Source organism: Bacteriovorax stolpii (assembly GCF_002872415.1).
Lineage (GTDB): Bacteria > Bdellovibrionota > Bacteriovoracia > Bacteriovoracales > Bacteriovoracaceae > Bacteriovorax > Bacteriovorax stolpii.
Genome location: NZ_CP025704.1, coordinates 913,780 through 937,356, shown reverse-complemented (window position 1 = coordinate 937,356; position 23,577 = coordinate 913,780). Strand labels below are relative to the sequence as shown.

General features: G+C 39.9%; 27 protein-coding genes. 11 read left to right on the top strand and 16 right to left on the bottom strand.

Translation table 11 applies throughout. The annotated features are described in order from the left end of the window. The first annotated feature begins 74 nt into the window (after positions 1–74). Together C0V70_RS04460 and C0V70_RS19265 are read left to right on the top strand one after the other, a co-directional pair. Positions 75–560, top strand: coding sequence for a hypothetical protein (locus C0V70_RS04460; protein WP_102242669.1), 486 nt, complete (start codon positions 75–77; stop codon positions 558–560). Between the two features lie 15 nt (positions 561–575). After that, positions 576–710 carry a hypothetical protein gene (locus tag C0V70_RS19265; RefSeq protein ID WP_272868929.1) on the top strand — a complete coding sequence of 45 codons (135 nt, stop codon included), beginning with the start codon at positions 576–578 and terminating at the stop codon, positions 708–710. 18 nt (positions 711–728) lie between these two features. Here the strand turns inward: C0V70_RS19265 and C0V70_RS04455 are convergent, their stop codons facing one another. After that, positions 729–1,178 (bottom strand): hypothetical protein, encoded by a 450-nt coding sequence (locus C0V70_RS04455; protein WP_102242668.1) that lies wholly within the window; start codon positions 1,176–1,178, stop codon positions 729–731. A gap of 205 nt (positions 1,179–1,383) precedes the next feature. On the opposite strand from C0V70_RS04455, the gene katG reads away from it, so the two are divergent. The 3 genes from katG to C0V70_RS04440 all read left to right on the top strand — a co-directional run bounded on the left by katG (position 1,384) and on the right by C0V70_RS04440 (position 5,536). After that, positions 1,384–3,549 carry a catalase/peroxidase HPI gene (gene katG / locus C0V70_RS04450; protein WP_102242667.1) on the top strand — a complete coding sequence of 722 codons (2,166 nt, stop codon included), beginning with the start codon at positions 1,384–1,386 and terminating at the stop codon, positions 3,547–3,549. 112 nt (positions 3,550–3,661) lie between these two features. Continuing rightward, entirely contained in the window at positions 3,662–5,293 is a 1,632-nt protein-coding gene (locus C0V70_RS04445; RefSeq protein ID WP_102242666.1) for a methyl-accepting chemotaxis protein, read from the top strand. A 15-nt stretch (positions 5,294–5,308) separates the two neighbouring features. Next, positions 5,309–5,536 (top strand): hypervirulence associated TUDOR domain-containing protein, encoded by a 228-nt coding sequence (locus C0V70_RS04440; RefSeq protein ID WP_102242665.1) that lies wholly within the window; start codon positions 5,309–5,311, stop codon positions 5,534–5,536. Here C0V70_RS04440 and C0V70_RS04435 read toward each other — a convergent pair. The 7 genes from C0V70_RS04435 to C0V70_RS04405 form a co-directional block, all read right to left on the bottom strand. After that, positions 5,533–6,435, bottom strand: a complete 903-nt coding sequence (locus C0V70_RS04435) for a M14 family metallopeptidase (protein WP_102242664.1) — start codon at positions 6,433–6,435, stop codon at positions 5,533–5,535. The two genes, C0V70_RS04440 and C0V70_RS04435, sit on opposite strands and share 4 nt — an antisense overlap. A 23-nt stretch (positions 6,436–6,458) precedes the next feature. After that, entirely contained in the window at positions 6,459–7,244 is a 786-nt protein-coding gene (locus tag C0V70_RS04430; RefSeq protein WP_102242663.1) for a trypsin-like serine protease, read from the bottom strand. 7 nt (positions 7,245–7,251) lie between these two features. Further along, positions 7,252–7,542: a DUF6172 family protein gene (locus C0V70_RS04425; protein WP_102242662.1), complete on the bottom strand. Its 291-nt coding sequence runs from the start codon at positions 7,540–7,542 to the stop codon at positions 7,252–7,254. An 11-nt stretch (positions 7,543–7,553) separates the two neighbouring features. Next, the gene (locus C0V70_RS19190; RefSeq protein WP_243733586.1) at positions 7,554–7,982 is read right to left on the bottom strand and encodes a cold-shock protein; all 429 of its coding nucleotides are present in this window, start codon (positions 7,980–7,982) and stop codon (positions 7,554–7,556) included. A gap of 175 nt (positions 7,983–8,157) precedes the next feature. Beyond that, complete coding sequence (locus C0V70_RS04415; protein ID WP_158649562.1) at positions 8,158–10,131, bottom strand: methyl-accepting chemotaxis protein; 1,974 nt, start codon at positions 10,129–10,131, stop codon at positions 8,158–8,160. A 120-nt stretch (positions 10,132–10,251) separates the two neighbouring features. Further along, positions 10,252–10,644, bottom strand: coding sequence for a nuclear transport factor 2 family protein (locus C0V70_RS04410; RefSeq protein ID WP_102242660.1), 393 nt, complete (start codon positions 10,642–10,644; stop codon positions 10,252–10,254). An 8-nt stretch (positions 10,645–10,652) separates the two neighbouring features. Next, complete coding sequence (locus C0V70_RS04405) at positions 10,653–11,132, bottom strand: VOC family protein (RefSeq protein WP_102242659.1); 480 nt, start codon at positions 11,130–11,132, stop codon at positions 10,653–10,655. Positions 11,133–11,301: 169 nt separating this feature from the next. Here C0V70_RS04405 and C0V70_RS04400 point away from each other — a divergent pair, with 169 nt between their 5' ends. Next, positions 11,302–12,072, top strand: coding sequence for a substrate-binding periplasmic protein (locus tag C0V70_RS04400; RefSeq protein ID WP_158649561.1), 771 nt, complete (start codon positions 11,302–11,304; stop codon positions 12,070–12,072). Between the two features lie 2 nt (positions 12,073–12,074). Here C0V70_RS04400 and C0V70_RS04395 read toward each other — a convergent pair whose 3' ends face one another. After that, a complete protein-coding gene (locus C0V70_RS04395) occupies positions 12,075–13,775 on the bottom strand; it encodes a methyl-accepting chemotaxis protein (protein ID WP_102242657.1) in 1,701 nt (566 codons plus the stop codon). 282 nt (positions 13,776–14,057) lie between these two features. Between C0V70_RS04395 and C0V70_RS04390 the strand changes: the two genes are divergently transcribed. Together C0V70_RS04390 and C0V70_RS04385 are read left to right on the top strand one after the other, a co-directional pair. After that, the gene (locus C0V70_RS04390) at positions 14,058–15,623 is read left to right on the top strand and encodes a carboxylesterase/lipase family protein (protein WP_102242656.1); all 1,566 of its coding nucleotides are present in this window, start codon (positions 14,058–14,060) and stop codon (positions 15,621–15,623) included. Between the two features lie 18 nt (positions 15,624–15,641). Further along, a complete protein-coding gene (locus C0V70_RS04385) occupies positions 15,642–15,995 on the top strand; it encodes a DUF1428 domain-containing protein (protein ID WP_102242655.1) in 354 nt (117 codons plus the stop codon). A 3-nt stretch (positions 15,996–15,998) separates the two neighbouring features. Here C0V70_RS04385 and C0V70_RS04380 read toward each other — a convergent pair whose 3' ends face one another. From C0V70_RS04380 to C0V70_RS04370, 3 genes are all read right to left on the bottom strand, one after another. Continuing rightward, positions 15,999–16,529 (bottom strand): hypothetical protein, encoded by a 531-nt coding sequence (locus tag C0V70_RS04380; protein ID WP_102242654.1) that lies wholly within the window; start codon positions 16,527–16,529, stop codon positions 15,999–16,001. Between the two features lie 95 nt (positions 16,530–16,624). Next, positions 16,625–17,023: a hydroxyisourate hydrolase gene (gene uraH, locus C0V70_RS04375; protein ID WP_102242653.1), complete on the bottom strand. Its 399-nt coding sequence runs from the start codon at positions 17,021–17,023 to the stop codon at positions 16,625–16,627. Positions 17,024–17,045: 22 nt separating this feature from the next. Beyond that, the gene (locus C0V70_RS04370) at positions 17,046–17,543 is read right to left on the bottom strand and encodes a GlcG/HbpS family heme-binding protein (RefSeq protein WP_102242652.1); all 498 of its coding nucleotides are present in this window, start codon (positions 17,541–17,543) and stop codon (positions 17,046–17,048) included. A 93-nt stretch (positions 17,544–17,636) separates the two neighbouring features. Between C0V70_RS04370 and C0V70_RS04365 the strand changes: the two genes are divergently transcribed. Continuing rightward, entirely contained in the window at positions 17,637–18,551 is a 915-nt protein-coding gene (locus C0V70_RS04365; RefSeq protein WP_102242651.1) for a LysR family transcriptional regulator, read from the top strand. Here C0V70_RS04365 and C0V70_RS04360 read toward each other — a convergent pair. Continuing rightward, on the bottom strand, positions 18,542–18,958 hold the full coding sequence (locus tag C0V70_RS04360; RefSeq protein ID WP_102242650.1) for a hypothetical protein: 417 nt from the start codon (positions 18,956–18,958) through the stop codon (positions 18,542–18,544). The genes C0V70_RS04365 and C0V70_RS04360 overlap by 10 nt on opposite strands. Before the next feature lie 96 nt (positions 18,959–19,054). Between C0V70_RS04360 and C0V70_RS04355 the strand changes: the two genes are divergently transcribed. Beyond that, the gene (locus C0V70_RS04355; RefSeq protein WP_158649560.1) at positions 19,055–20,134 is read left to right on the top strand and encodes a tail fiber domain-containing protein; all 1,080 of its coding nucleotides are present in this window, start codon (positions 19,055–19,057) and stop codon (positions 20,132–20,134) included. A 105-nt stretch (positions 20,135–20,239) separates the two neighbouring features. After that, the gene (locus C0V70_RS04350; RefSeq protein WP_102242648.1) at positions 20,240–20,875 is read left to right on the top strand and encodes a hypothetical protein; all 636 of its coding nucleotides are present in this window, start codon (positions 20,240–20,242) and stop codon (positions 20,873–20,875) included. 66 nt (positions 20,876–20,941) lie between these two features. Here C0V70_RS04350 and C0V70_RS04345 read toward each other — a convergent pair whose 3' ends face one another. The 3 genes from C0V70_RS04345 to C0V70_RS04335 form a co-directional block, all read right to left on the bottom strand. Beyond that, complete coding sequence (locus tag C0V70_RS04345) at positions 20,942–21,247, bottom strand: hypothetical protein (RefSeq protein WP_102242647.1); 306 nt, start codon at positions 21,245–21,247, stop codon at positions 20,942–20,944. A 20-nt stretch (positions 21,248–21,267) separates the two neighbouring features. Then, the gene (locus C0V70_RS04340) at positions 21,268–21,801 is read right to left on the bottom strand and encodes a hypothetical protein (protein WP_102242646.1); all 534 of its coding nucleotides are present in this window, start codon (positions 21,799–21,801) and stop codon (positions 21,268–21,270) included. Between the two features lie 133 nt (positions 21,802–21,934). Next, a complete protein-coding gene (locus tag C0V70_RS04335) occupies positions 21,935–23,518 on the bottom strand; it encodes a methyl-accepting chemotaxis protein (RefSeq protein ID WP_102242645.1) in 1,584 nt (527 codons plus the stop codon). Between the last annotated feature and the right edge of the window lie 59 nt (positions 23,519–23,577).

Below are 23,577 nucleotides of genomic sequence, written 5' to 3'. Positions count from 1 at the left end.
GCGGCTTAACCAAACCAAGAAAAATTCCGACATGAATAAACATGGTGTCCATCGCGTGTTTTTAGGAGAAACAAATGAAAAGAATTTTCAGTATTTTATTACTTATGACTTTAGTGTCTTGTGCCTCTTTAAACTCTCAACAAAAATCAGAGTTGAAGGAATGGCAAGCGAGCAATCTGGAAGTTCAAGAAAAGAGCCCGGGAACGGCTGCTGCCCTTAACATTCTCCCTGGCGTTGGCGACTTTTACAACGGCAATGTGGGACTTGGAATCGTTAATCTTCTCTTCTGGCCAGCTTCTATTCTTTGGGCTCCAGTTGGAGGAGCAACAGGAGCGGAAGAAATTAATTATTATGTGACAAAGAAAAATGTTGAGCAGTTTGAAAAAAACAAAAAACTCACACAGACTAGTATTGATGAAGCTCTTTATTATAAGAAAATTAATGATCAAGAGCATATGATGGCCGTAAAAAAGCTTGCTTCGATGGATCTAAAAGAATTTAAAACTGCACTTTCAGTGTATGACTTGATCCCTGCGCGAATTCCTTCAAGCCAAAAATAAACATCAGGAGAATTTATGGCCTTTATTACATGCCCGCAATGTGGAAAAGATGAATTTAATACAGAAACGAATGCCTGTGACTGTGGTTATGACAAAGGACCCAGTCGATTCAGAAGAGTCTTAAAAATTATTCTCATTAAAAACTATTAATTTGAACTGGCACATTCATTAATCTGAATGTGCCTTCTTTTGTTTTTTCATCACATCAATAATAATCGAATTCGCTTCTAGATTTTTGTGATGTCTAGCCCAATATAAAAGACTCTTTTTCTTATAAGTCCCCTGCAAAATTTCTGGATTCTCTTCAAGTGTTTCAATCAGTGACTGTGTCTGCTTCAAACGAATGTAAGTGATAACATCTTTCACCATATCGCGTGTGACGTTTTTGAATTCATTTTCCAAAGTGTGATAGGTGTAAAAAAAAAGCACTGGAATCGCTAGAGCAAACAGTGCTGGAAACCTTGGCGTGAAATCGTCATAGACCAAACAGATCGTAATCAAATTATACGCAGCAAGCACGGCCATGTAATACATCAAGCAATCGAGATATCTTCGAATATTTTTCGAGTTGGGTAGACTCCTAAGCTTTAAAGTATATTTTCCAAAATCAAATTTCATCCCCCTATTCTAATGACTAAAGGGGCCATCTCCTAAAAAGTCCCTATCTAGCTGAAATAGCTGAAAATTAGTGCCTCTTTTCATAGGCATAAGAGCGTTATAACCCTTAGCAGAAGACATATGACTATCCCCTAATCAATTTAAACTATTTGCTCTCCAATAAATAAAATACCTATAATTTAAAAAATTTTATGGAGGATGATTCATGAGCAACACGACAGAAAAAGAAAACAACCGAAGACGAATTACCAACAGGGACTGGTGGCCGGATATGCTCAATATCAACGTGCTTCACCAGCACACGAGTGAATCAAATCCATACGGAGAAAAATTCAATTACGCAGAGGAATTTAAAAAGCTCGACCTCGATGCAGTCAAAAAAGATATCAATGCACTCATGAGAGATTCACAAGATTGGTGGCCGGCCGATTACGGACACTACGGACCTCTTTTTATCAGAATGGCATGGCATAGTGCCGGTACATACAGAACGGGTGATGGCCGCGGAGGAGCAGGTTCTGGAAGCCAACGTTTCCCTCCTCTTAACAGCTGGCCTGACAACGCCAACCTGGATAAGGCGCGCATGCTTCTGTGGCCAATAAAACAAAAATACGGAAAGAAACTTTCATGGGCCGACTTAATGGTTCTTGCAGGAAACTGCGCTCTTGAATCAATGGGTCTTGGAACATTTGGTTTCGGTGGTGGCCGTGTAGATATTTACGAAGCTGAAGAAGATATTTACTGGGGATCAGAAGATAAATGGCTGGGAGATACGCGTATCACTGACGATAAAAAAATGGATGATCCTCTGGCCGCGATTCAGATGGGACTCATTTATGTCAACCCAGAAGGACCTGGTGGAAATCCTGATCCTATTAAATCAGCGCGCGATATTCGTGAAACATTCGCTCGCATGGCGATGAATGATGAAGAAACAGTGGCCCTGGTTGCCGGAGGACACACTTTTGGTAAAGCTCACGGAGCAGGAAATGCAAAACATGTTGGTCGTGAACCAGCAGCAGGAAATATTGTTGACCAGGGTTTAGGTTGGAAAAATGCTTACCAAACTGGTCACGGTGTCGATGCGACAACAAGTGGTATTGAAGGTGCATGGAAACCAAACCCAACAAAATGGGATTCAGGTTACCTCGATATGCTTTTAAACTACGAATGGGAATTAACAAAATCTCCGGCAGGAGCTCACCAGTGGCGTCCGAAAGACCGCGCGACAGATACATTAGTTGAAGATGCTCACGATCCTAAGAAAAAACACGCACCGATGATGACGACAGCTGATATGGCCATGAAGATGGACCCTATCTACGAAAAAATCGCGCGTAAGTACCACGCTGATCCACAGCTTTTTGCTGAATCATTTAGAAGAGCGTGGTTTAAGCTTACTCACAGAGATATGGGGCCGAAAGTTCGCTACCTTGGAAAAGAAGTTCCAAAAGAAGACCTAATCTGGCAAGACCCGATTCCAGCAGTGAATCACCAACTCATTGGCCAGGCAGATATCAAAACACTAAAAGATAAAATCTTAGCTTCGGGATTATCGGTTTCAAGACTGGTTTCAGTTGCATGGGCTTCAGCTTCTTCTTACAGAGGCTCTGATAAGCGCGGTGGTGCAAACGGGGCGCGCGTAAGGCTTGCTCCTCAAAATACTTGGGAGGCCAATCGTCCAAAACTTTTAAAAGAAGAATTGGAAATCTTAGAAAAGGTTCGCAAAGAATTTGGAAAACCAGTCTCTCTTGCTGACGTGATTGTTCTGGCAGGATGTGCTGCTGTTGAAAAAGCTGCAGCAGATGCTGGCCATAAAGTCACAGTTCCTTTTAGACCAGGAAGAATGGACGCTTCTGCTGAACAAACGGATGCTCATTCATTTGAAGTTTTGGAGCCGATCGCTGATGGTTTTAGAAACTACTTAAAAAAGAAATACAGCCTGACAGCGGAAGAGCTTTTAATCGACAAGGCCCAACTCTTAACTCTAACAGCACCAGAAATGACTGCACTCATTGGTGGAATGAGAGTCTTGGGAACGAATTCAGACGGATCAAATCATGGGGTCTTTACTGATAAAGTTGGAGTTCTCTCAAATGATTACTTCGTGAATCTTCTAAACATGAACACTCGATGGGAAGCAATCGATAAAGATGAGCAGCTTTTTGAAGGAAAAGAGCGCAAGTCTGGTGCAAAGAAGTGGACAGCCACTCGCGTGGATTTAGTCTTTGGATCAAATGCTCAGCTTCGTGCCCTTGCAGAAGTTTATGCTTCTGCAGACGGAAAAGAGAAGTTTGTAGATGATTTTGTGAAAGCTTGGGTTAAGGTAATGGAGCTGGATAGATTTGATCTAGATCCCTCATTTAAATAATTTTTCTTGCCAGGGAGAATCTCCTATTCTTCCTGGCTCATTTCTTAATTTGCCTGTTTAAAAAATTGATTGAAGCCCCAAACACTATTTTTTAAATTCTATCGATCAAACTATGTTTTTCCCCAGAATCAGATATCCTATTAGTCATTATACAAAAAATGCACACATGGAATATTTTATGTCACTATCCCTAGGGAAAAAGATTGCTTTCGGTCAGCTTATTGCTTTTATGTTCTTCATCTCATTTGCGTCTGTCGTTATTTACTACCTTTATCAAATCAACACCTACAATGTTAAAGACATTAAAATAAATTTTACACATTACCGTCTGTCTCAAAAAACAAAATTACATGTCGTTCAAATTCAACAATACCTCTCAGATATTGGCGCAACCAGAGGTGAAGATGGTTTAGATGACGGGCTTGAAGAAGCAAAAAAAAACTACGAAGACCTTCTTAAAAATCTTCAGGAAGAAAGTGAACTGGCAACTAAAGAAAACAATACTGCAATGGTTGCCAAGCTGGAGGAAATTAAAAAATTTTCTGAAGTGTATTATTCTACCGGCGTAAAAATGGCCAATCTTTACATCAAAGAAGGTACAAAAGCAGGTAACACTTATATGCCGAACTTTGATCAGGCATCTTTAGATCTTCAACAAAAAGTAGATTCTTTCTTAAATGAGTCTACAAATAATTTTACGAAAGAAATTGATAAAATCTCAAACACTCTCTCTTTAATTTTCAAAATTACTATCTACTTCCCAATAATCGTTCTCGTCATTTATTCTATCTTTAGCTTTAAATTTATTAAAAATCTCACTCTCCAGATCATCACTGTGAGTGAAGAGTTAAGTGCGACGACTCCGAAACTCATCTCTTCAGCTGACTCGATGAGTTCATTGAGCGAAGAGCTTTCTTCGTGTGCAACAGAACAAGCGGCTGCAGTTCAAGAGACAGCGGCCAGCATCGAAGAAATCAGCGCCATGATCAGCAAGAACTCAGACAATGCCAACAATGCCAAAGTATCTTCTTTAGAGAGTCTAAACTCTGTGAGAGCTGGTCAGAAAGCAATTCATGAAATGCTTATCGCTATGAATGAAATCAGCAAGAATAATGAATCATTTAATCAATTTATTGAAAAAAACAATGCAGAATTAAATGAGATGGCCAATGTCATTACTAACATTGCAGAAAAAACAAAAATCATTAATGATATCGTCTTCCAAACAAAACTCCTCTCTTTTAATGCATCAGTAGAGGCCGCAAGAGCTGGTGAACAAGGAAAAGGCTTTGCTGTCGTTGCACAAGAAATTGGCAACCTCGCCCAAATGAGTGGAAATGCGGCCAACGAAATAAAATCGGAACTAGATTCAAGTATCAAAAAAGTGAATGAAATTGTAGCCTCTACTAAATCAGAAATTGGCTCACTCATGAGAGATGGAAAAGAAAAAATTGAAATAGGTAACGAGAAAGCAGAGTACTGTAATACCCTCTTAAATGAAATTAATCTTTCATCTCAAACAGCTGAATCTTTGGTTGTTGAAGTTGCCAATGCCTCAAAAGAACAATCGCAAGGAATTAGTGAAGTCAACAAGGCCATGGGGCAAATTGATGAAGTTACGGGACAGAACTCTTTAGCTTCTGAGCGCGTTTCGACAACAGCGTCACAGGTTTTAGAGCTTTCCAATACGATTAACAGTGGGGCCAATAAACTTCTATTGCTTGTCAAAGGGCAACAGGTGTAAAGTAAACTAAATCTTATGGAAAAAATTAAACCTTATTCAGTTGGCGATAAAGTAACATGGAAGTGGGCCGGAGGAACGATTAAAGGACAAGTTGAAGAAGTCCACTTCGCTCCGATTGAAAAAATCATCAAAGGCTCAAGAATCAAACGCAACGGCTCAGTTGAAAAGCCGGCCTATCAAGTAAAGTCCGAAGCGGGCAACATCGCTTTAAAGCTTCACACAGAATTACAAAAAGCTGATTAAATTCTGCTCTTAACGTAATTCAATCCACCTCTAACGGCTGCAACCTGAGCAAGGTTACAATTTTCAGCTGTGACTTTCGGGCTATCTGGATAAACCTCAGTCGTTGTTGAATACTCAGCATCTGAAAAACCTCCACACAAGAAGAGCTTCTTCATATCGTAATAAACCACTCCATCATCTTCCATTTTTACACCGATGAGATTTCCTTCTTCGTCGGCAGGAGCAATGTGAGTGACTTTCCTTACTTCATCAATGACTGCCTTTTGAAATCCTTTTTGCGGATTAGAGGTATCGCCAACAACATAAAAACCATCAGGAATTTCTGAAAATTTTTCTTCTTTTCCATCTCTAGCTGCCAGGGCAGGTCTAAAAACAGAGTTGTCCGTATCCGTTGTTTCGTGAAGGTCAAAATGAACGAAGATAGGAGTTTTTTGATCTGCAATTGCTTTTAAGAAGAGACTGCATTCCTCCGCCGGACTGTTGGCGTAGAATGAACGGTTTGGATCAATTGCAAGATTGTTCCAACGATTAATCGTTTCATACCCCCAGGGGCTCACACATGGTGTGCAAATGAAGTTGAATGTATCTGTGTAACCAGCGGCATATTTCTCCATAAAAAGAAGAGCGCCATGGACACCACTCGTTTCATATCCGTGGACTCCGCCGGTAATCAGAACTGTTTTTTTAGCAGGATCGAAATTCTTACTCTTGATTAAGAAAACAGGATATTTTTGTGTGTTTAAAGAAAGGGCCCCATATTGAGAAACATCATAAGTCTCTTTGAGTTTCATGATTTTAGTCACGACCTCATCATTGTATGAGCGTTTGATTGTTTGTTCTTTAAACCAGCTTTCTTTTTCCGCCGGTCCCCATGGAGTGCGTAAGTTTTCTTTTTTCATGAAAAAAGTCTATCACAAAAGAACTAAAGAAAAAGAGGACGATTTAAACTCTTCAACCAATCGATAATCTTTTCATTGAGTGGAACAAAGAAAGTTGCGCTAAAACCACACGGGTGATTAGACACAGCGTACTCAACGCCTACAAAGCGCAAGTTACCTTTTTGGTCACTCATGTAGGCACTTCCTCCAGAATCACCGTGGCAGGCACCAGGTCCATTTCCGCGCATCTCTCCAACTCCCAGGCCGTTATAGCCATTGAGTTCTTTAAGAGGCAGGCGAAGCAGGGCCTTATTCCCTTTCACTCCATCATTGGCAATTTGGCCGTAACCAACGTGGATCAATTCTTTTCCCAGGAGTTCCTTGGTGGGAATTAAAAGCGAGGCAGGATTGATAGACCATTTTTTTAAATCTACGTCTTGGTCTAATTCAATCAAAACAATATCGCTGTAAATAGAGTCATTCATTGGATGAACGACAACCTTTGCATTTTTAAATTGTGGCGTAACCATTGGCAGATCAGGGGCATTCTCAGTCTCCCCCATATAAATCCAAGTCTGGCTTTTGAAAGCCTCGACTGAAACTTTCATTGCCTTGGCACCTGAAGAAATACAGTGAGCTGCACTGATGACAACTCTTGGCCCGATTAAAGTACCACTACAGTAAATCTCACCAGTCGTTTGAGTTGGATCTTTCTTATAAACTAAGGCCACTGATTGGCGAAAAGATGAATCAGTAATTGGCGTACCATCAACGATGGCCCATGCAATTTGAGAGATTAAACTAAAAAAAATGCACAGGATGGATTTCATAGGATCGTTATTTTACTTTTTTCGTTTTGTATCCTGGTTTTGCCAGGACTTCGATGTAAAAGCTCTCTGCATTGTCGCTTACGACTTTATCAATCGCTTTATTGATTTCTGAAACCTGAATCACGGCTGCAGAGTCTTTGTCTTTGCCAAGCTTGCAATCAAAGTCCCAGTAGTCAGCGCCTTCTTTAGGAGTCTTTCTTCTTTCGCGGGCAAGATACTTATTGATTTCGTGTTTTACATAATCAACTTGTCTTGCTGGAGCTTTTTTAGGGTCAGTTAGTTTAAATTCTTTTTTCATTAATTCCTCTTTTATTCTTTATCTTCAGTTAAAATCTTCACATGAATCGCAGATAGACCTTTTGGTCTCTTGCTAATTTTGAAGATAACTCTATCTCCGTCATAAGGAACTCCATCTTCGCAAGCTGACTTATGAAAAAATAGATCGTCCATGTCTTCATCTGGGCGGATAAAACCAAAACCTTTTTCCAGGTCCAGGAATTTTACTTGTCCAGTGAACATGTGTCTTTGTTCAATTTTATTTTGGCGATTTGCTTCTTTGATTTGTTTATCATCCCAGATGATCTCGTGAATTTTTACGACCTCTTCACCTTTATGGATTTTCTCAAGTTGTGCGATAACTGCATCTTCGGTTTGCTCATCAACCAGCATATCTTTGCGATTGCGTTTTTGAGTTTTAGTCATGTCATATCTAACGAGTTGGACTCTTACTTTTTTCATGGGAATTCCTGAGATTGATTTTGGGGGAATCTACGCCAATTTGCGGCAATAGTCATGGGGAAAAGAGATTAAAGTTAGTTCATTTAATCTCTGCATACCTTGAGGTATCAGAGTGTTAGAGGCCAAAGACCCTAGAAAGCCTCTTTTACAATGAAAAGCAAACAGGCCGAACCTATTATTCTTTTGCACTCCCTTCAATCACTGATCTCAATTCATTAGCAACCGTTTTAAGTGCATCAGACTTCTGATTTACAATTTGTGCCGATGTTGCCGCTTCCTGAGCGAGTGTTGAATTAGACTGTGCCTGCACTTCAAGTTCAGCGATGGCCTTACTTACTTCGGCCACACCAGCGGCCTGTTGTTCAGATGCTGAGAAAATCTCTTCTACAAGTTGGGCCACTTGATCTGAGCCGATAATGATTTTCTCCAGAGCTTCAGTGCAGACTTCTGCAGTTTGAATTCCTGCTTTTACTTTTTGGTTGGCCTCTACCACCAGGCCTTCAGTCGCTGCTTTGTTCTTCTGGATGATTTGTTCTACTTTTTCAGTACTTGATGATAATAAATCCGCAATCTCTGTCGAAGAGTGGCCACTCATCTCTGCAAGCTTCCCAACTTCTTCCGCAACAACCGAAAATCCCTTTCCCTGCTCTCCCGCTCGCGCAGCTTCAACGGAAGCATTAAACGACAGAAGTTTCGTTTGGAAAACGATGTCATTAATAACTTTTGTCTTATCTGAGATCGCCTGGAAGATTGTCAGGATTTCCTGAACCTCAATATTTGATTTATTGGTCTGCTCCGAGATTTTAGTTGTCGATTCTCGAATATCTTGAATTGAACGGATCATCTCTTCTGTCGCATTTTTTCCTTCAAGTGCGGCACTTCTTGAATCTTGTGATGCTTCTCTTCCTCTGCGGGCCGCTGACGTATTGGCCTGAACCATAGCATTGATCTCATCCATCGCCGTTGCAGTTTCAACTAGAGCGGCCGATTGCTCCGTTGATGAACTGGATAAACTCTCCGACACCTTCATCAGTTTTTCTGAGTTGGCATACAAATCAATACCTGTTTGATGAACTGAATCTGAAGAAACAGATAATGGTTTAGCAATTGACTGAGCAAGGAAATAAATAATAAGAGAAACAATGATCAAGGCAAGAATCGAAAAAAGAACTTGAGTTTTCGCCAAAGTTATTGACCCTGCTAAAACTTTATCCACAGGGATAATCACAATTAAAGACCAGTACTTTCCCGACTCTCCCAGCTTAATTGGGGCGATTACAATATAATCTTTGCCATCTGCTGAAAGGGAGTCTTCAACTTTCTTTTCTTCATTTGATTTTTTAATCAGCCCCTTCATAAGCTCATCAGCAAGTGGCTTCATCACCAGGTCTTTATTTGGATGAGAGACAACATTCCCATCACTGGCAATCAACATCGCATACCCGACATCGTAAGGCTTGATAGAGTTAATAAGATCAATCACAGAGTTTAAAGTGATATCGACTGAAGTGATCCCTAAAAATTTCCCATTTAAAATGATAGGAACTGATGGAGAGGTCAAAACCATCTTATCCCCTGAGTTTGTGGTGTACTCGTAAGGCTCGATCATCGACTCTTTCTTGGATTGCATTGGAATTAAATACCAGTCACCATCGCCCGGCTTATACATTTTAACCGCCTGCTCAGCCGTCGTAGGGTCAAGGACATAATCCCCTTTCCCATCCTTGCGGTACCAATAGCCAAAAAGACCGCTATCTTCAGCACCAAATTTTTTGGCATGCTCGTGATCTTTTCCGTCCCAGGCATTTGGCTCCCAGAATGTTCCTGAACCGTAATAAAAATCTTTTTTACTTTTAACAATATCGCCAATCATTTCGACAACCACATCGCGGTTTGAAACGATTTCTTTCTCCTTCATTCTCGACAATGTTGAGGCGAGGCTGCGCGCCTTTGAAAAAGCTTCATTGATATCAGATTCAATATTTTTAGCATAATTTAAGGCCAGGTAATTTGCCTTTCCAAAGGCTTCTTCCTGAATCAGAGCAGATGATTTTTTATAGTTGTATACTGTCATGGCCACTAGGATCAGTGTGATGACTGATATAATGGCAAAGGCCATACGTGTGCGCAGGTGTTTACTCTTCAACATAAAAATATCCCCAATAAGTCTTAGAATCATTCTATCGGGGATGTGTAAGCAAAATTTGACTTAAGATATCCTTAAAGAAGCTTGAATAAAAATGCTCGGTCTTTTGTCTGACAATTTAGATCAGAGGTTTTCCTGAACCCATTTAATGGCCTCTTCACTCTTTGCAAATGTTCGCATTTCAATGACTTTATGATCGCGGAAGGTGAAAACATCAGCGATTCGGGCATCAATCCAATCGTGATGGTTTTTTAATCGTACTTTTACATGCAAGAAAGCAATGACCTTTTCCCCTGCGACTTGAAAACTTTCGGGCTCGCAGGCCCCTTCGGCCCATGTGTCACGCCCTTTCACTACGTGGGCCGCAAGTTCAGCGTGGCCCCGGTAAGTGCCAGAGCTTGGAAAACCTGCGGGCTCAATTCGCACAATATCAGCAGCACAGAACTCTAAAATGCCCGGAATATTATTACTGTTAATTCCTGCATAGATAGCTTTTAAAATTTCTGTTTTTGTCATGATTGATCTTATCCTTTTCTGGCGGCATCAATTTTCGCGACATCAATTTTTTTCATACTCATCATCGCCGTAAAAGCACGTTGTGCTTCAGCACCTCCACGCGCCATCGCTTCCGTCAAAGTGCGCGGAGTGATTTGCCAAGAAATACCATAACGATCTTTGCACCAACCGCATTGGCTTTCTTGCCCCCCATTTTCAACAATCGCGTTCCAATAACGATCAGTTTCTTCTTGAGAATCTGTCGCGATTTGAAATGAGAAAGCTTCGCTATGCTTAAAATATGTCCCACCATTTACACCGATGCATGGAATCCCTAAAACTGTGAATTCTACAGTTAAAACATCACCTGCCTTTCCCATTGGGTAATCAGTCGGCGCGCGGTGAACGGCTCCGACGCTACTATCAGGGAATACTTTCGCATAAAAATGGGCCGCTTCTTCAGCTCCTTTGTCATACATTAAGCAAATAAGGTTTTTAGGGTTTGCCATAGAAATCTCCCGTTAATTTTCTCATGAATAAGAATATAAGTGTCCCTGAGATTTTGATAGCCAGTATGCAATACAACTTTTTGTTAAAATTTTGTTCTATCCATTACAATCTCTGCTATGATACTTGTAAATACTATTAATTTACAATGCGTCAATGCCGGGACATCGAATGTACAGATTATTTCTCTTTGTTGTAACATTGTTCATTGCAACGCCGGCCCGTGCTGAAAAAGTCAAAGTTGTTGGAACTCATTTCAACAAAATTTTTGAAACTGATGCCGCTGGGGCCTTTCATGGTGTTGCAGTCGATTTACTAAAGAAAGTTGCAGCTAAAAAAAATCTTCAAATTGAATACGCCATTTACCCATGGAATCGTGCTCAATACTTAATCTCAACAGGCAGGGCCGACATTCTTATCGGGCCTTATCGCACTCCTGAGCGTGAAAAACAAATGGACTTCGCCTCGACTCCTTTTTACACAGATCATATGGTTTTCTACACCACTAAAGATAAACCTTTTGCATGGAATGAGAGTCTTGATCTTTTAAAAACAAAAAGGATTCTAACGATTAAAGGTTGGGTGTATGGAATCAAATTTGATGAAATCAAAGACAAACTAACCATCGTCGAGGCCAATGACATTGAAACAGCTTTTAGGATGCTTGCCCTTGGGAGGGCCGATCTACTCCTTGCCAATGAAAGAAACGCTGAAGATGCCTTAGAGCAAAAAGAAAATAAGGATCATTTCATCAAAACAAAAAAACCTTTTAGCTTTATGCAAGGCTATTTTGCCTTTTCTTTAAAATACAAGAATGACTCAGTCAAAAAGGCCATCCAGGAATCCCTCTCGCAACTTTCGTATGAAGGGATTATTAAAAAGATCAATAAAGACTACAAACTTTCCTTTGAACCTAGAGTCTCCATAGTGCCTAATTACTAAAATTAGACATCAGTAAATCTGCCGTCACTTGCGGAAGGGAAACCATTACTCACTCTGAGAGATTTCATAGCAGGTGCTTTTTTTGTAATTGGGGTAACGTTATGGTTTACTTTTTCGAGATTGGCCACTTTATCTTCCCTGCCTTCAACATTGACTAATAAATCACTCACTAATTGACTTAAGATCTGGGCCTGCTGAGAGAGCTCATCTGCTGAATTGGCCGCTTGTGCAGACGTAGAAGAATTCTCCTGAGTCACTTGATCCAATTGGGCCACAGCTTTTGTAATCTCCTGAACCCCTTGGGCCTGCTCTTGGGTTGCTGTCGAAATTTCTCCGATCATTTTCGACACAGTTGAAACTGATTGAACGATTTCTTCGAGCACCTCTCCACATTCATTAGCAACCTGTGTTCCGGTCTCTACTTTTTCTTGACCGTTAACGATGAGCTTACCAATTTTCTCTTTGGAGTTTTTCACGATGCTTTCTACTGATTTTGTACTTGTTTCAAGCATTTTTGTGATCTCTAAAGCGGCGGCTCCACTCATTGCGGCGAGATTCCCAACCTCTTCCGCAACAACAGAGAACCCTTTACCTTGCTCACCTGCTCGGGCCGCTTCAACAGAAGCATTAAAAGATAAAAGTTTTGTCTGAAAAACAATGTCGTTAATGACTTTTGTTTTATTTCCAATGTCGCTGATGATCTTAACGATGTTTTCAATTTCTGCATTGGTTTCATCAATCTGCTTAACGATTTCATTATTACTGGTATTAATCGCATCAATCGCAACAATCATTTGATCAACTTTCTTTTTACCTTTTTCTGCCGTTAACAAGCTCTTTTCCGACAGGTCAGAAGATTTTCGGGCATTTTCAGTATTGGCAGAGATCATGGAATTAATCTCCTCAATAGAGGATGATGTTTCCTGAAGAGAGGCTGCCTGCTCTACGTTGGCCTGAGAAAGTTGCTCTGAAGAAGCAGCAATTTGAGTTGAGGAATTCTCAACCAACTCACTTGAATTCTTAACCTTATGGGTAATTGTTAGTAAGGCCTTGGCAATTTGGGCCCCTAGAAGATAAGCAAGAAATATACTAATGGCTCCGGCCACAACCAGTATTAAAGGAACCAACCATGACAACAGGTTCGCCTCTTCAATAGCGTGACCGGACTTTGAACTAATTTCATTTTCCTGAAATGCCATCAGACTATCGAATTCCTTATCTCTTCTTTCGACTATTTTTTTCCAACTTTCTTTGGCGAAATCATCTCTGGCTGTAATGTCACTGGCCTTCCCTGTTCCCGATAGATCGATAATCTTTTTGACGTTTTGTGCATACTCTTGCCAGAATTCAGATTGAAACTTTTCCCACACGGCCTCTTCACCTGGCACAAACGGCAAGGATTCATACTTTTTAGCATTCTCACTATAGAGCTTAATGGCCTTTTCATACTGCTCTGAGGCCTCTTTATATGAATCTGCTGAGTACTGTGAACCTATGAGCATGTTAGCGACGGCCTCAAGCAGGATCCCCGATTTTTCCATATCTGCTAAAACTTGAATGTTAGGGAGATTAACCGTCGTTATATGCTGGAAAACTGCGATATTTTCTTTAGACTTCCAATTGGCGTATAAACTAATGAGAAGGCACAAGACGACCGCGATTGCTGCCGTCCCGATAACTTTTAACTTTATACTTAATCTCATTTTCCTCTCCAGTCTTAAGAAGCCTTGTCTTTAATGCCTCTGCATAATTCATTATGAACCTCACTAAAAATTTTTAGTTATCTTAATAATTAATTTTTTTTAATGTCGCCAAGTATTGATATTACGAGGAGTGAGCATGAAGAAATGTTATGTTTGTTAGATAGAATAATTATAAATCTCAGCATACATAAAATTTTATAATGCCCTATATAAGTGGCACGAAAGCTAAATACTCGACAAAAGGTCACCCGGACGTTAGCCTAATTCATACTCGGAGAGACTATGAAAAAACCTGCTATTATCCTTACTTCCCTACTTATTTCCTTTTCTACTTTGGCAACAGAATCATTTCAATCGACAGAAGGTAAAGTTGTCGGCCTTCTAGACAAGAACCAAACTATTTCCTTTAAAGGCGTCCCATACGCTAAAGCGCCCACTGGAAGCTTAAGATTTAAGGCCCCAAGACCTGCCGAAAGAAGAATCTTTGCTTACAATGCCAAAAAGTTCGGCTCATCTTGTATGCAAATTGGAAACGTCTTTTCTGTCACAAGCCCTGATGAACTAGGCAAAGTGATTGGAAGCGAAGATTGTTTATTCTTAAACATCTGGAAGCCACAAAAAAAGACAACGGAAAAAAGACCAGTCTTTTTCTGGATTCACGGTGGAAGTAACGATAAAGGAACAACGACTGATCCAAATTATGATGGAGCATACTTCGCAAGTACAAACGATGCCATTTATGTATCTGTTAATTATCGACTTGGACACTTCGGCGCTTTTTATCACCCACTCCTGCAAACCGACAATCCCCTTGATAGTTCAGGAAACTTTACAACTCTAGATTTAATCCAGGCGCTAAACTGGGTAAAAAATAATGCTGAGGCCTTAGGTGCCGATGCCAACAACATCACAATTGCCGGACAGTCTGCTGGTTGTATGAATGTTTGGGGTCTGATTCAGTCTCCTCTTGCTAAAGATTTATTTCACAAGGCCATCTGTTCAGCAGGTCTACCCAATACATACCCAACAAGCGTTGGGACGGCGAAAGCTAGTTTAGTTATGTATAAGCTTATCGAGCAAATGGGATACGCTTCAGATGGAGAAGAATTCTTAAAAGATAAATCTCCTGAATGGGTAAGAAAGTTTTTACAACTTGTCCCAGCAGAAATGATTGCTAAAGCAAACACAGGCGTTGTCCCCTTTCAGCACTACTCTGATGGAGTTGTTCTTCCAAGCGGTGGATGGATTGACCTGACTCTGGGAATGTATAACCATGTTCCGATGATTGTTGGAGCAACTAAAGACGAGTTTTCAGCTGTTGGGCTTTTAAGTTTTAGTAAAATGGATACGGCAGAATTGTTTACTCATATGCTCAATCCAGACATGCCGGTTCGTTTTGAAGACTTAATTAGTATTAGTGAAGGGCAATATAAACTCCTGGTAAATTCAGGAAGTGCCTCTCTTCACGCCACTCAAGACTCAATCCTTAACTCTCTAAGAGTCTACAATAAAGAAATTTATCGTTATCATTTTAACTGGGATCGTTTGCCCGCTCCATGGGATAAGGCCTTAGGTGCTCTTCATGGACTAGATGCCATTTTTTATTTGGGAAACTTTACGACAGAAGAAAAGAGTTTTGCGAACTTTGCCTGGAATGAGGAAAATAAATCTTCTCGCGAGAAGCTCAGAAAAGAAATGAGTGTCTATTTTAAAAACTTCATTCATTTTGGGAATCCGAATGCCAAGCTTACGGACGATTTACCAAAGTGGCCGACATGGAGTTTAGTGCCGTTTAAAGAAAAGCGTTTATTTTTCAATGAAACAATTTCAACTTCGAATGTTGATTAAACAATAAGGAAGGTAATTATGGCCAAGTACATTGACGTTTGCATGTTCCCTATCAATAAAAAGTATCTTGCTAACTACAAGAAGACGACAACCAAAATTGGGAAGCTTCTTCTTAAGCATGGCGCTCTTTCAAGCAGTGACTTCGTTGCTGACGATAAAAACGCGACTAAAGATCTATTTCCACAAGTTATTAAAGTTAAAACAGGCGAAGTGATTATCATTGCGATGGCCGAGTTTAAATCAAAAGCTCACCGTGAAAAAGTTTTCAAATCGTTTCAAAAAGATCCAGCGACAATGAAAGTGATGATGGATACGAAAATGGATGAGAAACGTATGATCATGGGCGGGTTTAAAGGGATTGTTTCTCTCTAGAGCTTAAAAGAACGAATTGTGCGCTAGAAAAAATGAAAATGATAACAAGATGGGATCAAGCCCTTTATCGGAAGTAACCACAAACTCTCGACGGCTTGAAAAAGTAAAAAAAGGAGTCTCATCCCTCATTTGGCAAATTTGAGTTTCACCTTTAAACAATTTAAAGTGAAACCTAAAAAAGCTCTCACTGAGAAGTTGATACTCCCCATCTTCATAGCGAATGATGATTTTTCTTTTTGATCCTTTTAAATCTGCTACGATTTTCATTTGCTCAGTATTGTCACCAAGAGCAATTTCGAACTCATTGACCAGGAAGTTGTCAGTTAAAAGCTTACGATAGGCCATAAACTTCTTATCACCTATTTCAATCATTGGATGCGACTGCCACCGATCCCCCATGGCCTCTGATAAAGGCGCATTTTTAGTCTTCCAAACACCTACTTTTGGCCAAAAGATGCGAGCGATCTGCCTTTCATTTGAATCAAGAATCTCGGCTTCAGAAAGAGAAAGCCTTGTTGCTTTATAGATTTTCATTACTATTGTTAGCTCCATTAGATCACATCATTAACAATGTGATCTAATGGAATAATAGTTTTCGATGAAATCATTGTCAAAAGAGCATGGCTTAATTAATTTCCTCTATACGTACTGTAGCCGTAGGGACTCACAACAACAGGCACGTGGTAATGGAGGTTTTCGTCCGTAACATTGAAGACAACACTAATCTCAGGAAAGAATGGGTCAGCTTTACTCCCCGAGTATTTTGTCATGTCAAAGACTAGTTTATATTTTCCCGCACGCGCTTTAAAAGACTCCCCAAATGATTTGATTCGTCCGTTGCCATCTGTAACTCCTGAAGCCACTTGAGACCAAGCCCCTTTTTTATTGGCCATTTCTAAAATAACCGGGACATCTTTACCTCCTACACCAGAAGATAAATCCAGGATGTGAGTGGAGATACCTTCAGCAAAAGAAGAGAAACTAAAAAGTGAGAGCAACATAACAAGTGATAAATAAAAACGAGACATGACTACTCCTTGTGAAAGTTTATTATTTCGTTGTCGAGATTCCAGCAAGAGGGACTCCTGCCTGACTCGCAATAAGATCATCATTTTCCGGACTGCCTCCACCTGCGATTCCAACAGCTCCGACGACAGAGCCATTTTTCCAAAGAGGATAGCCTCCACTTAATAAAAGTAACTCTGGTAGCTCCGCCAAATTCACAGTGTCGGGATTGTTTTTTACATTACGCAAGAGCAATAGTGTGGGAGTCTTAGTCGATAAAGACGTGTAGGCCTTTCTTCTTGCGGCCTCAGTGTTATGAGGTCCGACCCCATCACCTTTTAGAAGTAAAATAGTCTCTCCTTGACTTCCCACGACTGCTACGGTGACATTTTTACTCAACTTCTGTGCTGCCAATTGAACTTGCTTTGCCACTTGCGCTGCCCCTTCCTGGGTTAGCTGAACTTCCGTGGTCGTAAAATTATTTTTACTATCTGCAAAAGAAACAGAAGAGCTCAAGCATAAAACCATGATTAAAAATTTCATCTTTTCCCCTTGTTTATACACACTTGGTATTATACTTCCCTTCCATACCTCTTGGTAGTAGACAGCAACGTAGAACACCTATACGCTTTACGTATGACAAATACACTCACGCCAAGCTTTGACCGACTGGAATTAATGAGAACATTCATTAGAATAGTGGATTCAAAAAATCTCAGCTCTGCTGCTCTTTCACTAAAAACCACTCAACCGACAATTAGTCGAAGACTAAAGGCCCTCGAAGAAAGCCTGGGGTTAAAACTTATCCAGCGAACAACTCATCAGATGCAGATGACTGAAGAAGGGCGCCGATTCTATTATCATGCAAAAGACATAGTCGAGCGTTGGAATGTGATAGAGGCCGAAATGACCGGCGCAAAGACTTTGCCAAAAGGAATCCTTCGGGTTCAAGTTCCTCAGGCATTGGGAATTGGAAAATTTAATGATGTTTTATCTAGCTACCTAAAAAATCACCCACAGGTTGATATCGAATGGATCCTGAGTGATAAATCACCTGACTTCATTTCCGAGAACCTTGACTGTGCCATAAAAGTTGGCAACATCGATGACCCGAGCTTAATTGCTGTAAAAATTTTTGAGCTATCAAGAATCATCGTCGCTTCGCCAGACTTAATGGATAATAAGAAGAAGCTCTTTCGCCCATCTGAATTGCAAAATACACCTTGGTTATCATTTAAGACTCATTACCTGGATAGAATTAATCTCTTTCATTCAAAGACTAATGAGGAAATAACTCTAAAGATCCATCCTCGCTTTATCTCTGACAACCTATTTGCAATGAGAGAAGCTGCCCTAATGGGCCTGGGGATCGGAGTGCTCTCAAAATGGATTGTTGAAAAAGATCTTCGTGAAGGTCGTCTCGTGCAGCTATGCAAAGATTGGCAAGCGGCAAGCCTTCCCGTTTACTTAATTTACCCGCAATCCAGGCTTAAGCCGGCAAAGCTGCAAAAATTTATTGAGTTAATAAAACGACAAAAAAATCAGCTCTGAAGTAATAAATAAATTGATTTTAAACTCCAGGCCCCGACTCGCAGCCAGTTGGAGATCACCAATTGTTTACAGGCCTTATGGTCCAATCCCGCACTGAGCCTCTCGTGGGCCGGAACTGACAGAAAAATCGTCGTCGCCCAAATAACAAAGAAAAGAAAACCTATAAAAACTAAATTTAGTGACTCTGAATTTTTTAGAAAAATAAGGCCGAGAAAACTAGCAAGCTCCACCAACATTACCGGGGCAACAATGAAAGTAATGTTACGAGTATGAAAAGAGTGGTATTCCTTAAAACGCTCCTCACAAACCTTAGTGAACAGGGGGTAATGAACAATTTGAATTAACCAAATCAATCCAGTCATAAACCAGCTGGTGGCCAGGTGTATTTTAAAGAGAGCGTCTTCCATAGAAGTATTTTAGAGGAAGATAATCATTTTGAGAGGTTTACAATGCTTAGACCGTACTCTAAAAATTCTTTATTTAAGCTCCATTTTTCTTATTGTATGATCAATCCTATTTTCTATTCGGTAATTGTGCCAACTGTAACAGGGACAGGAACGGCATTTTTGTCAGAGGTTGCGGTCGGTGATTTGATACTTTTTACTGGAAATGGCGATGAAAAAATCGTTACGGCCATCGCAAGTGATACTAGTTTAACCGTCCATTCTGGAATGTTGCTGGCAGCGACAGCTTCGGCCTTTACAATCAGAAAAAAAGTTTCAATGAATAATGGTGTTTTAACACTAGGAACAAGCTCTGTGACTCCACTTATTGCTGGCTCTGGGGTCTTTGCTGGTGCCTATCCAAAAGTAGATATCAATACCGGTAATAATACCTGGCAGACGTATAGCGACGTCATGGTTATGAGACACTCTGGAACAGGAGCAACTGCAAATACTAGACAGCTAGGATTTCTTTTCAAACTGAGTAACGAATCTAGCACTGGTGAATCTCAAAAAAGTGGTGGGATCATGCTTGAATCTACAACTAGTTATGCGAACAATCCTAATCTGAGTCTCGTTACCACTGGATCAAAAAGATTAACCATTGATTACCTTGGGAATGTGGCCATTGGAACAACTCCAGTTACAACATCGAGATTTACAGTGAGCACGACTGCAACGAGTGGATCAATCGCTAACTTCGTCTCAACTGGAGCAGGTGGTGCAGGTTGTTCAATTACATGGAACGGAACAAGCTGCTCTTCAGATGAGAGACTAAAAGAAAATATCACCAACCTAACCTCTCCCCTTGAAGATGTTTTAAAGTTAAGAAGCGTGAACTTCAACTGGAAAAAAGATCAGAAAAAAGAAAGACAAATTGGATATGTTGCTCAAGAAGTAGAGAAAGTTATTCCAGAAGTTGTTCGTAACGATTCAAATGGTTACAAGCAAGTGAACTATGGAAACATCGTTTCTATTGCCACCGCTGCGATACAAGAATTCTTCCTTAAATGGCAAGATGACAGCGCAAAACTTCATAGAGAGATCGCTACATTAAAAGAAGAAAATGAATTGAAAAATCAAGAAATTGAATTACTGAAATCGCGCTTAGATAATCTAGAGAAGAAATCAAAAAACTAGATGATGAGGGTTTAAGAAAGCCGCTCCTCAAGCAAACGAAACCCTTCGTTATTGGACATTTTCAGCTATTTTCAATAGAAATAAGCAAACTTTCAAGGACTATATATGAAACCAGTATTGACCTGTTTCGCTCTTTTTTTCTCGGCACTTTCTTTTTCAGCTCATGCCAATCAAGATTGCTATTTTAAGGCAACAGAAAAGCTCGATAATATTATTTACCTTGCTGAAGGTTTTAACGGAAGCCTAAAACTCTTAAACAATTTCAATCAAAAGACTCGCGAAGCTCTTCAATTCTCCCTTGTCCTTGCATCTGGGAATACGCCTCCGAATAACTATATGATGTCGATGGTTAACGATGCAAATATGATGTTTAATGGTCTAAGCCAGAGAGCGGATACTAACTCTTCTCTTAGCGGGTACATTAATTTCTCAAAACTAAAAAATGAATTCAACGCCTGCTTAAGTGAAGAAGTTAAATTGAGATGCCCACAAACTATTTCTAGCTTCAATTACAAGATCACATCTCTTGTTTCAAACCAAGACGAGGCCAACCGTCAAAACGCTTTACTGGCCGATGTTAAGAATCAGGTCTTTTCAGTCTTAAAAAGTGACTATGAAAACAAAATCGTTATGACTCCTGAAAAGATCTATAACTTTACTCAAAACCTTCAACAACCTTACATGCGCTATAAAATGTCTCTAGAGGGTGCTCAAGGTGATGCCGCACTCCTTGCATCTTGAGTTACCAAGCTGCCTTTTAAGATAATAAATGTATTCGTGCTCCTCTTTTGGATTCCGGTGATCCGGTTATTCACGGATCTGATTATTCTCATCAATCATGCCTTCCAACCTTGCCAGCGTGATGATCGTGTTTGATAAAACATGCTCCAGGTTTAGGCTGGTCGATTCAAGCCACTTGTGAATTTGTTCGTCCTGAGGGGTCGCATTGATACAATTTCTTTGATACTCCGTAAAAGCCTGGATGCTTTTATAAATATGCAACAGATGTCCCGGACATTGACATGATACATCTGTAGATTTTTGTCTCAATAATTCCAGTGCTTCTTCACTTATTAATCCAGCTTCATTTAATAATTTAAATTCATTCTTCATAAGATTGCCCTCTAAGTTAATTATGTTAATTCTTGAACATTCCCTAAAATTTGCAAGTGAGCTCTATGACACCTGATCGCTTTATCTTTATTAGAAATTAACGAAGAATTCGGAAAACGAACGAGTACTTCAAACTCTGAGAGTAAAGAAATCACAATGCCTTTTCCAAATGTCGGTGTCGTTTTAGATCGAACAATTGACCCAACATCAAGCCCTTCCAAAGAAGGTCTGCTAACTGCAGGGAGTGTTTTTTGAAGCAACTCAAGACATTGGCTGATAAATATTGGCCTAGAAAGAACTCCTTGCGTCCTTGGGAGGATTTTCTTGCCAATCGTGATTATCGGCTTTTTTAAATCAATAAGTGTTTTTTCATTCTTAAGAAATTCTTCTTCCGGCAGGCAAATCAAATCATATGGCGTAATTTTTTCGACCTGCTGAAATGTTTCCTGATAATAAACGCTGTATTTATTTAAAGCACTCTCTATACTGTACTTTTCTTCAGTAGTAAGACCTATAAATAAAATCTGAGAGCGGTAAAACTTAAATTTTTTCATATTGTAATTATCGTTCAGGTTGTATTTAAAAACACTAGACAATTTATCGACAGAAGACTTTTTGTATCACTTTTATTTACATCGACCATCAAACCTATAGAGAACCTATAGGCTTGATGATCGTTTTGCCTTATTAAGAGGCTTTACCTAATAAACTAGATAGATCGGAATAAGCATTTTTCATTTCTACTGTCTGCTGGTTGAGCTGATTGATGGTTGAAGCATTTTCCTTGGCCAGCATAGAGTTTTGCTGAGTGATTTTATCCATGGCCATAATACTAGTGGCAATCTGAGAAAATCCCTCTTTTTGCTCATTAAAAGAGATCGAAACTTCTTTAGTCATATCGGTAACGGAGTTTGCTTTTTCTACGATCTCTTTAAGAACAAGTGCACACTGAGTAGCAACTTCATTTCCTGTTTCTACTTTCTGCTTTCCAACTTCTATTAGTCCAGAAACTTTCTCTTTTGTGTTGTTGACGATGCCCTCTACTTTTTGACTTGAATTAATAAGCATCTTAGAAATCTCGTTGGCCGCCTCACCACTCATTTGGGCAAGTTTCCCCACTTCCTCAGCGACGACAGCAAATCCTTTTCCATGCTCTCCGGCCCTTGCGGCCTCGACAGAGGCATTAAAAGAAAGGAGCTTCGTTTGAAAAACGATATCATTGATGATCTTTGTTTTATCTCCGATTTCCTGAATGACTTTTATAATCTCTGTCATCTGCTGATTGCTTTCATTAATTTGATTCATGATCTGAGTGTTGCTGTTATCGATTTCTTTAATGGCATTCATCATGCTATTGACAACCAGTTCTCCTTCTTTCGCGCTGTCTCGGCTTTCAATCGCGATTTTTGAAGCGTTGTTTGTTAGGTCAACATTGTGCTCAACGATTTTATTTAATTCCTCAGCAGATGAGCTGATTTGCTCAAGAGAAGATGCCTGAGAAATGGCCCCTTCCGATAAGGACTTACTATCCGCTGAAATCGACTCTGATACTTCTGATATACTTGTCGAAGACTGCTCAATCTTTTCAGAGACTTTATAAAGAGGTCTAGTGATAGAGCGAATCACAAAGAACCCAATGGCAAAGGCCACAAGCAGAGAAATGACTGTCAGGATGATAATAAAGCGTTGGTATCCATTAGCAACATTGCGAGCGGTGTTGGCATCAATGGTGTTAATCTTTTCCTGGTGATCAATGAAGTTATTGATCGATTTTAACCAATCGACAAATAAAGGCTTTGCTTCATTAAGCATGATAGAGAGGGCCTCTTCATTTTTATCAGCATCTTTTGCTTTGATCGTTTTATAAACCACAGGAATTGTCTTTTCTTCGATAGTATTGATCGCCTGAAGAAGCTTCATCTCTTCTTCAGAGAGCCCGTACTTGGCAACCAATGCCTTCATGTTTTTGCTGGCCTCTGAGTAGAAATCTTCTAATTTTTTAATCTCGTCTTTAGAGACCTGAATCTTACTCTTTTCATTATTCAGGATAATGTCTCGCAAGCTGATCGCGCGGTCATGCACACTTCCGCGGAAGTTGATGGCATAGCGCTGCTTAATGCTTGTGATCTCATTTATCTTATAAAGGGCTTTATCAATTTTATTAACTTCACTAATACCGATAAAACTCAAGGCCACCATAATAATAGGGACAATGATAAAACCAATCACCAAGCGTTTTTTTATACTTAATGACGAGAAATACTTATCCATTTTTTAACTCCTCTTTTGGTTATGTTATCTTTGGACTAGTCCATACTAGTTTCTATTCA

What these genes read in the sequence shown, in the direction of transcription:
- C0V70_RS04460 (WP_102242669.1), top strand. Translation starts at nt 75, where the DNA reads ATGAAAAGAATTTTCAGTATTTTATTACTTATGACTTTAGTGTCTTGT.
- C0V70_RS04405 (WP_102242659.1), bottom strand. Translation starts at nt 11,132, where the DNA reads ATGGCAAACCCTAAAAACCTTATTTGCTTAATGTATGACAAAGGAGCT.
- C0V70_RS04410 (WP_102242660.1), bottom strand. Translation starts at nt 10,644, where the DNA reads ATGACAAAAACAGAAATTTTAAAAGCTATCTATGCAGGAATTAACAGT.
- C0V70_RS04415 (WP_158649562.1), bottom strand. Translation starts at nt 10,131, where the DNA reads ATGTTGAAGAGTAAACACCTGCGCACACGTATGGCCTTTGCCATTATA.
- C0V70_RS04355 (WP_158649560.1), top strand. Translation starts at nt 19,055, where the DNA reads ATGATCAATCCTATTTTCTATTCGGTAATTGTGCCAACTGTAACAGGG.
- C0V70_RS04365 (WP_102242651.1), top strand. Translation starts at nt 17,637, where the DNA reads ATGACAAATACACTCACGCCAAGCTTTGACCGACTGGAATTAATGAGA.
- C0V70_RS04400 (WP_158649561.1), top strand. Translation starts at nt 11,302, where the DNA reads ATGTACAGATTATTTCTCTTTGTTGTAACATTGTTCATTGCAACGCCG.
- C0V70_RS04430 (WP_102242663.1), bottom strand. Translation starts at nt 7,244, where the DNA reads ATGAAATCCATCCTGTGCATTTTTTTTAGTTTAATCTCTCAAATTGCA.
- C0V70_RS04395 (WP_102242657.1), bottom strand. Translation starts at nt 13,775, where the DNA reads ATGAGATTAAGTATAAAGTTAAAAGTTATCGGGACGGCAGCAATCGCG.
- uraH (WP_102242653.1), bottom strand. Translation starts at nt 17,023, where the DNA reads ATGTCTCGTTTTTATTTATCACTTGTTATGTTGCTCTCACTTTTTAGT.
- C0V70_RS04425 (WP_102242662.1), bottom strand. Translation starts at nt 7,542, where the DNA reads ATGAAAAAAGAATTTAAACTAACTGACCCTAAAAAAGCTCCAGCAAGA.
- C0V70_RS19190 (WP_243733586.1), bottom strand. Translation starts at nt 7,982, where the DNA reads ATGAAAAAAGTAAGAGTCCAACTCGTTAGATATGACATGACTAAAACT.
- C0V70_RS04390 (WP_102242656.1), top strand. Translation starts at nt 14,058, where the DNA reads ATGAAAAAACCTGCTATTATCCTTACTTCCCTACTTATTTCCTTTTCT.
- C0V70_RS04445 (WP_102242666.1), top strand. Translation starts at nt 3,662, where the DNA reads ATGTTTTTCCCCAGAATCAGATATCCTATTAGTCATTATACAAAAAAT.
- C0V70_RS19265 (WP_272868929.1), top strand. Translation starts at nt 576, where the DNA reads ATGGCCTTTATTACATGCCCGCAATGTGGAAAAGATGAATTTAATACA.
- C0V70_RS04380 (WP_102242654.1), bottom strand. Translation starts at nt 16,529, where the DNA reads ATGAAAATCTATAAAGCAACAAGGCTTTCTCTTTCTGAAGCCGAGATT.
- C0V70_RS04440 (WP_102242665.1), top strand. Translation starts at nt 5,309, where the DNA reads ATGGAAAAAATTAAACCTTATTCAGTTGGCGATAAAGTAACATGGAAG.
- C0V70_RS04335 (WP_102242645.1), bottom strand. Translation starts at nt 23,518, where the DNA reads ATGGATAAGTATTTCTCGTCATTAAGTATAAAAAAACGCTTGGTGATT.
- C0V70_RS04345 (WP_102242647.1), bottom strand. Translation starts at nt 21,247, where the DNA reads ATGAAGAATGAATTTAAATTATTAAATGAAGCTGGATTAATAAGTGAA.
- C0V70_RS04385 (WP_102242655.1), top strand. Translation starts at nt 15,642, where the DNA reads ATGGCCAAGTACATTGACGTTTGCATGTTCCCTATCAATAAAAAGTAT.
- C0V70_RS04435 (WP_102242664.1), bottom strand. Translation starts at nt 6,435, where the DNA reads ATGAAAAAAGAAAACTTACGCACTCCATGGGGACCGGCGGAAAAAGAA.
- katG (WP_102242667.1), top strand. Translation starts at nt 1,384, where the DNA reads ATGAGCAACACGACAGAAAAAGAAAACAACCGAAGACGAATTACCAAC.
- C0V70_RS04455 (WP_102242668.1), bottom strand. Translation starts at nt 1,178, where the DNA reads ATGAAATTTGATTTTGGAAAATATACTTTAAAGCTTAGGAGTCTACCC.
- C0V70_RS04340 (WP_102242646.1), bottom strand. Translation starts at nt 21,801, where the DNA reads ATGAAAAAATTTAAGTTTTACCGCTCTCAGATTTTATTTATAGGTCTT.
- C0V70_RS04360 (WP_102242650.1), bottom strand. Translation starts at nt 18,958, where the DNA reads ATGGAAGACGCTCTCTTTAAAATACACCTGGCCACCAGCTGGTTTATG.
- C0V70_RS04370 (WP_102242652.1), bottom strand. Translation starts at nt 17,543, where the DNA reads ATGAAATTTTTAATCATGGTTTTATGCTTGAGCTCTTCTGTTTCTTTT.
- C0V70_RS04350 (WP_102242648.1), top strand. Translation starts at nt 20,240, where the DNA reads ATGAAACCAGTATTGACCTGTTTCGCTCTTTTTTTCTCGGCACTTTCT.